This window comes from Pseudomonas mosselii, from assembly GCF_003205295.1.
Lineage (GTDB): Bacteria > Pseudomonadota > Gammaproteobacteria > Pseudomonadales > Pseudomonadaceae > Aquipseudomonas > Aquipseudomonas mosselii_B.
The window spans coordinates 44,034-55,945 of the sequence record NZ_QJRP01000030.1 but is presented as its reverse complement, the minus strand read 5'-3'; the positions used below and the strand labels follow the sequence as shown (position 1 = coordinate 55,945).

9 protein-coding genes are annotated in these 11,912 nt (G+C 66.9%); 2 read left to right on the top strand and 7 right to left on the bottom strand.

Features of this window, described 5'->3' with window-relative positions; all coding sequences use genetic code 11:
* Window positions 1-282 precede the first annotated feature (282 nt).
* From DMX06_RS21350 to DMX06_RS21320, 7 genes are all read right to left on the bottom strand, one after another.
* Window positions 283-1,002 (bottom strand): thioesterase II family protein, encoded by a 720-nt coding sequence (locus tag DMX06_RS21350; RefSeq protein ID WP_110739231.1) that lies wholly within the window; start codon window positions 1,000-1,002, stop codon window positions 283-285.
* Between the two features lie 4 nt (window positions 1,003-1,006).
* Window positions 1,007-1,228 (bottom strand): MbtH family protein, encoded by a 222-nt coding sequence (locus DMX06_RS21345; RefSeq protein ID WP_003256222.1) that lies wholly within the window; start codon window positions 1,226-1,228, stop codon window positions 1,007-1,009.
* A 127-nt stretch (window positions 1,229-1,355) separates the two neighbouring features.
* A complete protein-coding gene (locus tag DMX06_RS21340) occupies window positions 1,356-2,750 on the bottom strand; it encodes an efflux transporter outer membrane subunit (RefSeq protein ID WP_110739230.1) in 1,395 nt (464 codons plus the stop codon).
* On the bottom strand, window positions 2,747-5,830 hold the full coding sequence (locus DMX06_RS21335) for a MexW/MexI family multidrug efflux RND transporter permease subunit (RefSeq protein ID WP_110739229.1): 3,084 nt from the start codon (window positions 5,828-5,830) through the stop codon (window positions 2,747-2,749). Before DMX06_RS21335 ends, DMX06_RS21340 begins: the two co-directional genes overlap by 4 nt.
* Before the next feature lie 18 nt (window positions 5,831-5,848).
* The gene (locus DMX06_RS21330; protein ID WP_110739228.1) at window positions 5,849-6,943 is read right to left on the bottom strand and encodes an efflux RND transporter periplasmic adaptor subunit; all 1,095 of its coding nucleotides are present in this window, start codon (window positions 6,941-6,943) and stop codon (window positions 5,849-5,851) included.
* A gap of 14 nt (window positions 6,944-6,957) precedes the next feature.
* Window positions 6,958-7,443: a DUF2165 family protein gene (locus DMX06_RS21325; RefSeq protein ID WP_110739227.1), complete on the bottom strand. Its 486-nt coding sequence runs from the start codon at window positions 7,441-7,443 to the stop codon at window positions 6,958-6,960.
* A gap of 415 nt (window positions 7,444-7,858) precedes the next feature.
* Window positions 7,859-9,073: a sugar transporter gene (locus DMX06_RS21320; RefSeq protein WP_110739226.1), complete on the bottom strand. Its 1,215-nt coding sequence runs from the start codon at window positions 9,071-9,073 to the stop codon at window positions 7,859-7,861.
* A 218-nt stretch (window positions 9,074-9,291) separates the two neighbouring features.
* Between DMX06_RS21320 and DMX06_RS21315 the strand changes: the two genes are divergently transcribed.
* Both DMX06_RS21315 and DMX06_RS21310 read left to right on the top strand, forming a co-directional pair.
* On the top strand, window positions 9,292-10,608 hold the full coding sequence (locus DMX06_RS21315) for a hypothetical protein (protein WP_110739225.1): 1,317 nt from the start codon (window positions 9,292-9,294) through the stop codon (window positions 10,606-10,608).
* Between the two features lie 249 nt (window positions 10,609-10,857).
* Window positions 10,858-11,868 (top strand): TerC family protein, encoded by a 1,011-nt coding sequence (locus tag DMX06_RS21310; RefSeq protein ID WP_110739224.1) that lies wholly within the window; start codon window positions 10,858-10,860, stop codon window positions 11,866-11,868.
* Window positions 11,869-11,912 lie beyond the last annotated feature (44 nt).

Sequence of the window (11,912 nt, the reverse complement as noted above, 5' to 3'; positions counted from 1 at the left end):
AACACTGCGGGCAGAAAGGCACTCTTCGATGAGTGCCTGCTTGAGTGCCAGGTTGTATTTCGTCATGGAACACCCTCCGGTTGGGGATCAGGTGTCCAACTTTCGGGGGTCAGTTCACGTAAGGGCGAAAAGGTGAATAAGCGTCGACATCGCAAATGAATGCGCATACAACTATCAAAACCACCCAACAACAACAACAACAACAACAACAACAACAACAACAACAACAACAACAACAACGGATCAAATATCAGCTATTGCAAAACACCCCAACGCCACCAGTCAAGCACAAAGCCTCAAAGGATCCAACGTCCGGCAAAGCACATCAAGCACCCGTTCTTCATGCTCATGAATAAAGAAATGCCCACCCGGAAACTTCGTCAGCGAATACCCCCCGGCTGTCTCCCGCCCCCAGGCCTGCAACTGTTCATCACTGGCCCGGTCACCCTCACCGCCCAGCACATGCAACGGACATTGCAACAGCTGACGCGCCTCATACTCATACCGCCCACAAAGCAGAAAATCCGCCTGCACAATCGGCAAGGTCAGGCTCATCAGCTCCTGGTTGGCCAGCACCTCTTCAGGTGTCCCCCCAAGCTTGCGCAGTTCAGCAATCAGTTCGGCATCCCCCCGAGGCTCGGTCCATTTGCCACCGGCATAGTCCTCCCGCCGGGTCGGCGCCGCCGTCCCACTGGCGAACAACGCCACCGGCGGCGGACACCCCAGCGCCCGCAGCTCGTGGGCCAGCTCGAAGGCGACCAGCGCCCCCAGGCTGTGCCCGAGCAGCGCGTAAGGCGCCTGGGTGGCCCCCCGCTGCTCATGGGCCAGCTGCCGGGCCAGCCCCCGCAGGTCGGTGTGCAGCGGATCGCCCATGCGCGCGCCACGCCCGGGCAACTCCACCGGGCGCACCTGCAGCCAGGCCGGCAGCTTGCGCCGCCAGCGGCTGTAGACCATGGCGCTGGCACCGGAGTACGGCAGGCACAGCAGGTTCAAGCTCGACACCGCCTTACTGCGCCGCGGCTTCGGCCATCTTCTGGCGCAGGCTCAGTGGGCGCATGTCAGTCCAGACCTCATCGATGTAGGCCAGGCAGTCCTTCTTCAGACCGCTCTTGCCCACCGCGCGCCAGCCGTTGGGGATCGCCTTGTAGTCGGGCCAGATGGAATACTGCTCTTCGTGGTTGACCACTACCTGGAACTGGATATCGTCGCGGTCGAAAACGGAAGTCATTGCCTGTCTCCTTGAATGATGAGTGCCGAACGCGCCGGGCGCAGGGCGGCTTCCATGAAAACGAAGACCGCACGGGGAAAATTAGGCCCATCCTGGAAGTCTTGCCAACCGCGCAAGCCAACAAGCGCTAAAGGGCCCCACTGCCCCACCCCAACGCCTTGTACAGCGCAATCGCATCCAGATACGACGCCGTCTCCGCCTCCGCCACCTCGCGCTTGATCGAGAACAGCGCGCGCTGGTTCTCGAGCACCGCCAGGTAGGTCCCCGCCCCACGCCGATAGCGCTTGTTGGCGATGTCGATAGCCTCGCTGCCATGTCCGGCAGAGGCCACCAGGCTCTGCAGCCGCGCCTGGTTGCGCACCAGCTGCGTCACCGCGTTCTCCACCTCTTCGCGGGCCAGCAGCACCGCCTGCTGGTAGCGCGCCTGACTGCCCTCGGACAACGCCTCGCGCACCCGCAGGCGGGCACGGGCGTTGCCCAGGCGCAGCGCCGGCCAGGTCACCACCGGCGCCAGCTCGTAGGCCCGGGCGGCACTGCCCAGGTCGCCGCTGCGCAGGGCGAAGAAACCGATGAAACCGCCCAGGTCCAGGCGCGGGTACAACTCGGCGGTGGCCGCGCCGACATCCTCGGTGCTGGCTGCCAGCTCACGCTCGGCGCTGACCACATCGGGGCGCTGGCCAATCAGCACATCGACATCGCCCAACGGCAACTGGCGCGCCAACGGCGGCAGGAACGGCGCGGCGACCTGCTCCTGACTGCCCGGCACCTGTCCGGTCAGCACGTCGAGGCGGTAGCTGGCCTGCTGGATAGCAGCCTGCAACGGTGGCACCGCCGCCTCGCTGAGCAACAGGTTGGCGTGGGCGTTCTGCTGGTCCTCGTACTGGCCACTGCCGGCGCGCACCTGGGCGCTGGTCAGCTGCAGGGTCTCGCGCCAGGCCTCGACCTGGTCCTCGGCCACGGCCAGGCTGCGCTTGAGCCCGAGTTGGAGGTAGTAGTTGCGGGCCACCTCCGCGGCGATGCTCAGGCGCGCCTGGCGCAGGTCTGCCGCCGCCGCGTCGGCGCGGGCCTCGGCGGCGTCGGTCAGGCGTTGCAGGCGACCGAACAGGTCGATCTCCCACTGCACGTCGAAACCGGCGCGGTACTGCTCGGTGCGCATGCGCCGCGGGTCGCTGCCGTCGGCCGGCTGCTGCTGCTCCAGGCTCTGGTTGTAGCCGGCACGGGCGGTGACCCAGGGATAGCGGTCGAGGCTGCGGTCGTCGAACAGCGCCCGCGACGCCAGCAGGTTGGCGTGGGCCTGGCGGATGTCGTGGTTGTTGGTCAGGGCCTGGTCGACCAGACGCACCAGTTGTGGATCGTCGAAGAATCGCCACCACTGCGCCGGCAACTCGCCACGGGCGGCGAAGGCGGCGCGCTGCGGGCTGTGCACGCCACTGGCCGGTACCTCGGCCTTTTGGTAATCGGGGCCGACGCTGCACGCAGTCAAGGCCAGGGCCATCAGAGAAACGACGAATACAGGCTTCATGGCTGGCCCTCCAGGGTTTCGGCCAACGACCGCGCCCGCGCCGAACGCGCGGTGCTGGCATGGTCGCGGGCCAGCAGGCTGTAGATGGTCGGCAGCACGAACAGGGTGAACAAGGTCCCCACCAGCATGCCGGTGACAATCACCACGCCCAGCCCGAAACGGCTGGCGGCGCCGGCGCCCGAGGCGAACAACAGCGGGATCAGCCCCACCACCATGGCCGCCGTGGTCATCAGGATCGGCCGCAGGCGGATCTGCGCCGCCTTGCCGATCGCCGTGCGCCGGTCCAGGTGCTGCTCGGCCTGCAGGGTGTTGGCGAACTCGACCATCAGGATGCCGTGCTTGCTGATCAACCCGATCAGCGTCACCAGGCCGATCTGCGTATAGATGTTTACCGTCGCCACCCCCAGCGCCAGGGGCAGCAGCGCGCCGCTGATCGACAGCGGCACGGTGATCAGGATGATCAGCGGATCGACCAGGCTCTCGTACTGCGCCGCCAGCACCAGGTAGATCACCACCACGGCGGCGAGGAAGGCCAGCATCAAGGCGTTGCCCTCCTGCTGGTACTGGCGGGCGTCGGACTGCCAGTCGATGCTGAAGCCAACGGGCAATTCAGCCGCGACCTGCTCGAGAAAAGCCACGGTGTCGCCCAGGGTGACACCGGCCGCCGGGATGCCCTGGAAGGTCGCCGCGTTCTGCTGGTTGAACTGGGTCAGCCGGTTCGGCTCGACCTGCTCGCTGACCTGCACCACGGTGGACAGCGGCACCAGCCGGCCCTCCTCGCTGCGCACGTACTGCCGGGTCAGGGCCTGCGGGGTCAGGCGCTGGTCACGCGGGCTCTGGGCGATGACGTCGTAGGAACGACCGTCGAGGCCGAAACGGTTGAGGTAGTTCTCCCCCACCAGCACCGCCAGCGACTCGCCGATGTCCTGCATGCGAATGCCCATGCTGTTGGCCTTGGCCCGGTCGACCCGCACCTGCACCACCGGGTTGTTGTAGTCCAGGTCGCTGTCGACCACGGCGAACAGGCCGCTCTGCCGGGCCTTGACCTTGACCTGCTCCATGGTGTCGAACAGCACCCGGTAGTCCTGGGAGCTGCGCAGCACCATCTGCACCGGCAGGCCGCCCGTTGAGCCCGGCAGCGCCGGCAGCTGGAAGGCGAAGATGCTGGTGCCTTCGACATCGTTCACCGCCGCCTGCAGGTCGAGCTGGATCTGCGAGGCGTTGCGCGCACGTTCGTCCCACGGTTGCAGGTTGATGCCACCGATGCCCGAGGCGATGCCGTCACTGCCGTTGATGATCCAGGTGCTGACGGTCTCCGGCAGGCTACGGTAGACCCCGTCGAGCTTGTCGGCGAAGCGTTCGACATAGGCCAGGTTGGCATGCTGCGGCGCCTTGATCGCGGTAAGCAGCCCGGCCTGGTCCTCGGTCGGCGCCAGCTCGCGCTGTGGCAGGCTGTACAGCAGCGGCAGGCTGACCAGCACCAGCAAGGCGAAGCCGACGCTGATCCAGCGATGCTTCAGCGAGAACCCCAGTACATGGGCATAGCGCTCGGCCAGCCAGTCGAAGAAGCGGTTGGCGGCGTGGGCCATGCGCCCTTCGGACTGGCGCGCATCGAGCAGGAACGAGCTCATCACCGGCGACAGGGTCAGCGCCACCACGCCGGAAACCACCACCGCGCCGGCCAGGGTCAGGGCGAACTCGCGGAACAGCGCGCCGGTCAGCCCGCCCATCATGCCGATCGGCGCGTACACCGCGGCCAGGGTGATGGTCATGGCGATCACCGGCCCGGCCACCTCGCGGGCGCCGATCAACGCCGCCGCCACCGGCGTGCGCCCCTCCGCGATATGGCGGTGCACGTTCTCCACCACGACGATGGCATCGTCCACCACCAGCCCCACCGCCAGCACCATGGCCAGCAAGGTGAGCAGGTTGATGCTGAAACCGAACGCCAGCATCAGCGCCGCCGCGCCGAGCATCGACAGCGGGATGGTCACCACCGGGATCAGCACCGTGCGCAGCGAGCCCAGGCACAGGTAGATGACCACAACCACGATCGCCAGGGCCTCGAGCAGGGTCTTGGTGACCTCGTCGATGGAGGCCTGAATGAAGCGCGCCGTCTCGAAGGCAAGCTCGGCCTTGACGTCCGGCGGCAGGGTCTGGCGAATCTGCGGCAGCAGCTGGCGGATGCCCTCGACAATCACCAGCGGGTTGCCGCCCGGGGTGGCGAACAGGCCCAGGTGCACCGCCGGCACGCCGTCCATGCTGGCGCTGGTCTCGGCCGAGGCGGCGCCGAGCTCGACGGTGCCGATATCGCGGATGCGCACCAGGCCATTGCCGTCGTTGCGGATCACCAGCTCGCGGAAGTCGCCGACCGAGGTCAGGTCGGTGTCGACGCGGATATTGGCGATCACGTACTGGCCCTTCACCTTGCCGGGCGCCGCCTGGTAGTTGTTGCGCCGCACCGCCTCGGCCACATCAGCCGCGGTCAGGCCCCGGGCGGCCAGGCGCGCCGGGTCGATCCACAGGCGCATCGACAAGGTCTGGCCACCGAACACCTGGACCTTGGCCACGCCCTCGATGGTGCTGAGCAACGGCTCGACCACCCGCGTGAGGTAGTCGGTCATGGCCGGGATCGGCAGGCTCGGGCTGGCGAAGCCGATATAGGCCACCGCCGTCGACTCGCCGGCCGAGCGCTCGATCACCGGGTCATAGGCCCGTTCCGGCAGGCGGTAACGCACCTGGTTGACCTTGGCCATCACCTCGGTCAGCGCCTGGGTCGAATCGCGGTTGAGCTCCATGCGCACGGTCACCAGGCTGCGGCCCTGTACCGAGGAGGACGACAGGTAGTCGATACCTTCCACCGACGACACCGCCTGGGCGATCGGTTGGGTGACGAAACCCTGCATCAGCTCGGCCGGGGCGCCGGGGTACTCGGTGGTCACGGTGATGGTCGAGCTTTCCAGCAACGGGTACTGGCGGATCGGCAACTGCAGCAGAGACAGCAGCCCCAGCAGCAGGATCAGGGTGCTGACCACCAGCGCCAGCACAGGCCGGCGCACGAACAGGTCGGTGAATGTCATGGCGTGTTCTCGCTGGGGTCAGGCGCCGCTGGCCGGGGCCTGCAGGGTGTCTTCGGTGGCTTGCACGGCGGTACCGTCGCTCAGGCGCAACTGCCCGGACACCACCACCTGGTCGTCCTCGTTCAGGCCCTGCTCGATCACCACCCGACCGGCCTGGCGCTCGCCGGTGCGTACCGCCACCCGCTGCACCACCAGGGCATCGGCGGCGTCATCGCGGCGGGCGACGAACACCGTGTCGCCATAAGCGGTGTAGGCCACCGCGGTTTCCGGCACGGTCAGCACCTGGCCGTCATCGGGGCTGGCCACCTGCACGCTGGCGTACATGCCGGCCGCCAGGCGTGCATCTGGCTTGGCCAGGGTGGCCTGGACCTGCACCGTGCGCGAACGGCCAATCAGCGGATCGATGGCCGTGATATGGGCGGTGAACGGCGTGTCGGGGAAGGCGTCCAGGCGCACCTCGACCGGCTGGCCGGGGCGCAACTGGGCGCTCAACTGCTCTTCGAGGGAGAAGTTGACGTACAGGCTGCGGGTGTCGATCAGGCTGACCACCGGATCGCCGACATTGAGGTACTGCCCCTGGTTCACCCGGCGGATACCCAGGCGCCCGTCGAACGGCGCGCGCACCGCCTTCTGGGCGATCACCGCCTCGGTGCGGGCCAGCTCGCCCTGGGCCATGTCGCGGGCCGCCAGGGCGTTGTCCAGCTGTTCCTGGGTGGCGGCGTTCTCGCGCAGCAGGTCCTTGACCCGCCGGTGGTTGGTCCGCGCATTGTCCAGCTGGGCCTTCAGGCGCAGGCGCTCGGCCTGTTCGGGGGCATCGTTGAGGGTGACCAGCACATCGCCCTTGCGCACCTGCTGGCCGGATGTGAAGTTGATCGCTGTCACCCGTCCGCCGATTTCGGCCGACACCAGCACCTGGTGCACCGCCTCCAGCTCGCCGACGCCGGCGAAGGCGCGTTTCTGCGGCGCTTTCTGCACCGTGGCCAGGGCCACCTTGACCAGGTGCCGCGCCGGTGTCGCAGTGGCCTGTGCCTGGCCGGTGTGGCGCCAGGCCAGGCCGGCGGCGGTGACCAGCGCCAGTACCAGGGCGCTGCCGAGTATCGCTTTGCTCTTCATCGCGCGTCCTCGCCTCAGGCCCAATTCAGGTTGAACAGGAAGAACGCCAGGATCGCCCACAGCACCAGCACCAGATGGGTAAGCTGCAGGCCTTCCTGGCGAATCCAGTAGCCGAACCACAGGCCACCGAGCAGCATGGCGAAGGTGAAGGCGAGGAAAGCGGCGAGCGCCAGGTTCAACCAGGCGCGGGCCATGACCAGGTCCAGGGTGACGATCAGCCCGTAACAGCCGACCCAGGCCGCCAGGCTGGCGACGATCTGCAGCAGCAGGATCACCAGTAGCGCAGCGCGGGCCAGGCCGGTCGACTGGCAGGCGCGGCGCAACAAGGGGAAGTCGATGGCCGGCGGCTGGCGCAGCGGCGCCATGGCCAGGGTGGCGCCGATGGCGCCGACGGAACTGGCGAAAGCCTGCAGGTTGTTCAGCACCGCGATGCTCAGCCACAACGCCAGGCCCACGGCCTGGATGGCCTGGAACAGCCACAGGGAGGTGTGCAAATCCATATCAACGTCCGTATTGATGGCCTGGCCAGGGAGAACAGGCAATTACACAAGAAAACGCTTGGATATTAGTGGCAGCCTTGCCGATACACAAGCGCCCCTATTACAGGGGCGCGTGTTGTCAGGGGAATTGATACGGATCAGTCGGGAGAGATTCCCAGGGGTGGAGGTGCCGGGAACCGGAGCTTTTTCTGTAGGAGATCGCCCAGCCATTCGGGCTGCGCTCTCGCGCAGGGAACCGTCCCCTGTGGGAGCGGCCTTGCGTCGCGAAAGGGCTGCGCAGCAGCCCCGGCAATCTCGAGGATGGCTCAGAACCTGGGGCCGCTGCGCGCCCCTTTCGCGACGCAAGGCCGCTCCCACAGGGATCGCGCTAGCTTTAGCAGTTGGGCAAGACAGTTGCTCCTACAGAGGTCGCGGTTCAGGCCTGGCCGGGAACTCGCGTCAAGGCTTCGCGAAAGCGCTGGGTGCTGGCCAACGCCAGCACCAGGCCAACGACGGCTACACCGCCACCGACCAGGCCGATATGCGCCACGCCCAGCTGGCTGCTGACGATGCTGCCCAGCAGCGCGCCGCCGCCGATGCCGATGTTGTAGATCCCCGAGAACAGCGCCATGGCCACGTCGGTGGCGTCCGAGGCGAGCTTGAGGGTCTTGGACTGAAGGGCCAGGCTGAAGCTCAGGATCGCCACACCCCAGACCATGCTCAGCCCGGCGAACACCGGGAAGTCGCCCGACAGCGGCAACAGCAGCAGCAGGCAAGCGGCCAGCGCGCCGATGGCACCCACCAGGAAGCCATGGGGGAAACGCTCGCTGTAGCGGCTGAACAGCACCGAACCGATCACGCCGGCGCCGCCGAACAGCAACAGCAGCAGCGTGGTGCGCTCGCCGCCGATCTGCGCCACGTGCAGGGCGAACGGCTCGATGTAGCTATAGGCGGTGAACTGCGCGGTGATCACCAGCGTCACCAGCATGTAGGTGATCACCAGCGCCGGGCGACGGAACAGGATCGGCAGGCTGCGCAGCGAGCCGGAGTTCTGGCTCGGCAGCAGCGGCAGCGACTTCATCAGGCACAGCATGGTCGCCAGCGCCACCCCCGCGATGCACAGGAAGGTGATGCGCCAGCCCAGCGCCTCACCCACCACCCGCCCCAGCGGGATGCCCATGACCATCGCCAGGGTGGTGCCGGTGGCCAAAAGGCCCAGCGCCTTGGCCTGCTGGCCGGGCGGCGCCACGCGCACCGCCAGCGACGCGGTGATGGCCCAGAACACGGCGTGGGCCAGGGCGATGCCGATGCGGCTGACCAGCAGCATGGCGAAGCTCTGCGACAACCACGACAACAGGTGGCTGGCGATGAACACCAGGAACACTATCAGCAGCAGGCGCCGCCGCTCGATGTTGCGGGTCATCAGCATCATCGGCAGCGACGCCAGCGCCACCACCCAGGCATAGATGGTCAGCATCAGGCCGACCTGCGCGGTGCTCATCTCGAAGCTGCGGCCGATATCGCTGAGCAGCGCCACCGGGACGAACTCGGTGGTGTTGAAGATGAACGCCGCCAGCGCCAGGGCGATGACGCTCAGCCAACTGCCGTTGCCGGCTGTGGGGGGCATGGAGGTGGGTACGGGACCATTCATGTGAAGACGTTTTTCTCCGCGGGCAAGGCAACAGGACGCACATCGCCTGCCCAGGTTCCAGGCCGGTGACGCACGTTTGATTATTGGAAGGATGCTTAGCATGGTACGCATCAAGCCCGGACCTCACAACCACGGGCGCGGACGGAGTACCATGCGCGCTCTCATGCACCATTTTGTTGCATCGCCCCACCCTGCGGAACAAGGAGTTCGATCCGCCCATGGACAAGCAGCACCCCCAGCAGCAGTGGCGCGAGGCGGTCATCGCCTACGCCGAGGCCATCAACCGCTATGTCGCGCAAGGCCGTGCGCAAGGCTGGGACGATCTGGAGGAGCCGCAGGCAGCGGCCACCGAACACCTGCTCGACGCCTGGCTGGCGGCGCTACGAGCCATCAACCGGCCCGGCGTCGACCCGGCGCAGCGTCAGCTGTTCCGCGAGGCCTGGCCGCCAGCGCACCTGCCGCTGGTGCCTTTGTTCGAGGAACAGGCCCAGGGCATTGGCAACCTGCTGCTGCTCGACGACGGCAGCCTGCTGGCGCGCATCGGCATGCCGTTCGACCGGGGCCAGGTGCTGCGCCTGGACGACCAGGGCGTCACTCCGGTGATCGGCGTCGAGCACTTCGGCCGCTGCCCGCAGCGGCGCTACTACGCCCTGGCCAATGCCGAGGGCGTGCGCGTGACCGACGGCTGGGGCGGCCCACAGGTGGCCAGGCTGGCCTGGCCCCATGGCCTGGAAGGGTTGCCGGCCGGCTACCCGTTCGATCCCCTCGACCTGCCGCCGATACCTACGGCGCTGCTGCCCTTCCCCGATGGGCAGCGGGTCCTGCTGGTCAGCAGCGACGGCATCTTCGTGCTCGCCGCCAACGGCGCTACGCGCCTGCTGCCACGTCAGGAGGCGATTCTCGAGGACCTGCGCCAAGGCACCGATCCGGACGACATAGCCCTGTGCCTGGCCATGGAGCACGCCGCGCTGTCACCGGATGGCCGACTGATTGCCCTAGGCGAGCAGTGCGGCCGGCACCTGGTGCTCGACGAACAGTTCAAGCGCCTCGCCGAAGTTGGCCCAGCCAGCGAATACCCGCACTTCGCCCTGTTCAACCGGCGTGGCGACCAGCTGATCCTCAACGCCTGCCATTTTTACCGGGGCGGCACCATCGGCGTGCGGGTGGCCGACCTGCCGGGGCTGGACACCGGTTTCTACAGCGAAGACCCGCGCACGCCGCTGTTGCAGGACGGCGCGCGGATCTACGCAGGCGTCACCCGCGAAGGCGAGTACATCGTCGGCGACGCCCATGGCTACCTGCGCGCCTTTGGCGAGGACGGCAGCGAGCACTGGCAGCACTACCTCGGCTCGACCATCAGCGCCATGGACATCAGCGCCGACGGCCGCACCCTGGCGGTGGCCAGCCATGCCGGCTTCATTTCACTGATCGCCCTGGACAGCGGCCGGCCGCAATGGCAGATCGGCACCGGGGCCCATGGCGAGGTGCGGCGCTGGGTGTGCTGGAAGGGATTCGAGCAGCCGCTGGCCTGGTAGGCCGGCGGCGCCCCGGGGATGTGCCCCCTACGGATACGCTGCAAGCCCCGTCAGAACGCATAGCGCGTCGTCAGTTCGCCGCGCCGCTTGACATTGGATCCAGGCAAAGAAATGTAACAGCCTGCCATTCGGCAAGCCCAACGATCGCGACTAGGCTCAAAAACATGTGATGCCGGGCCCCTCTGACGGTTTGCGCCGCCATGTCGGAATCACTGTTGCCATGCAACGTCGACAATCAAGGAGGGGCTCATGACGGCTCTGCAGCATTTCCTCTTCACGCCTTTTCTCGGCACCAGCGCCTGGTTGTGGCTGGTCTTCATCACCATCGTCATCGCCTTGCTGGTCCTCGACCTGGGTGTGCTGCACCGCCAGGACCGCGAGATCGAGATGCGCGAAAGCCTGTTGCTGTATTCGGGCTACTTCAGCGTCGGCGTACTGTTCGGCCTGTGGGTCTGGCATGAGCTGGGCGCACAACCGGCGCTGGAGTTCTACACCGGTTTCCTGGTCGAGCAGTCGCTGTCGATGGACAACGTGTTCGTCATGGCGATGATCTTCAGCTTCTTCGCCATCCCCCGCCGCTACCAGCACCGCGTGCTGTTCTGGGGCATCCTCGGGGTGGTGGTGCTGCGGGCGATCATGATCGGCGTGGGCGCCGCGCTGGTGCAGCACTTCGCCTGGGTGCTGTACCTCTTCGGCGCCTTCCTGCTGTTCACCGGAGTGAAGATGGCGCTGTCGAAGGACGACGCCCACCCGGACCTGGCCAACAACCCGGTGCTGCGCTTCGTGCGCCGGCACATGCGCGTCACCGACCAGTTGCATGGCCGGCACTTCTTCGTCCAGCTCACCCCGCCCGGAGCAACACGGGCGATCCGCTATGCCACGCCGCTGTTCCTGGCCCTGGTATTGATCGAGCTGGCCGACCTGGTGTTTGCCGTCGACAGCGTGCCGGCAATCTTCGCCATCACCCAGGATCCGTTCATCGTCTACACCTCGAACATCTTCGCTATCCTCGGCCTGCGCTCGCTGTACTTCGCCCTGGCAGCGCTGATGCATCGTTTCGTCTACCTCAAGTACGCGCTGGCGCTGGTGCTGATCTTCATCGGCTGCAAGATCTTCTGGCACGGGCTGGTGGGCAAGGTGCCAGCCGGGGTCTCGCTGGGCGTGACCTTCGGCCTGCTGCTCGGTGGCGTGCTGCTGTCGCTGCTACGCACCCGTGACAAGAAAGCGGACCCGACAGAGGTGGATGAAGCCAGGCGATAACGCGCCGACGGCAGCAGCGAAGACCAGTGCCACTGGCTCATCGC

Coding starts and splice junctions, on each gene's coding strand:
- DMX06_RS21345 (WP_003256222.1), bottom strand. CDS start 1,228: ATGACTTCCGTTTTCGACCGCGACGATATCCAGTTCCAGGTAGTGGTC.
- DMX06_RS21340 (WP_110739230.1), bottom strand. CDS start 2,750: ATGAAGCCTGTATTCGTCGTTTCTCTGATGGCCCTGGCCTTGACTGCG.
- DMX06_RS21335 (WP_110739229.1), bottom strand. CDS start 5,830: ATGACATTCACCGACCTGTTCGTGCGCCGGCCTGTGCTGGCGCTGGTG.
- DMX06_RS21330 (WP_110739228.1), bottom strand. CDS start 6,943: ATGAAGAGCAAAGCGATACTCGGCAGCGCCCTGGTACTGGCGCTGGTC.
- DMX06_RS21325 (WP_110739227.1), bottom strand. CDS start 7,443: ATGGATTTGCACACCTCCCTGTGGCTGTTCCAGGCCATCCAGGCCGTG.
- DMX06_RS21320 (WP_110739226.1), bottom strand. CDS start 9,073: ATGAATGGTCCCGTACCCACCTCCATGCCCCCCACAGCCGGCAACGGC.
- DMX06_RS21315 (WP_110739225.1), top strand. CDS start 9,292: ATGGACAAGCAGCACCCCCAGCAGCAGTGGCGCGAGGCGGTCATCGCC.
- DMX06_RS21310 (WP_110739224.1), top strand. CDS start 10,858: ATGACGGCTCTGCAGCATTTCCTCTTCACGCCTTTTCTCGGCACCAGC.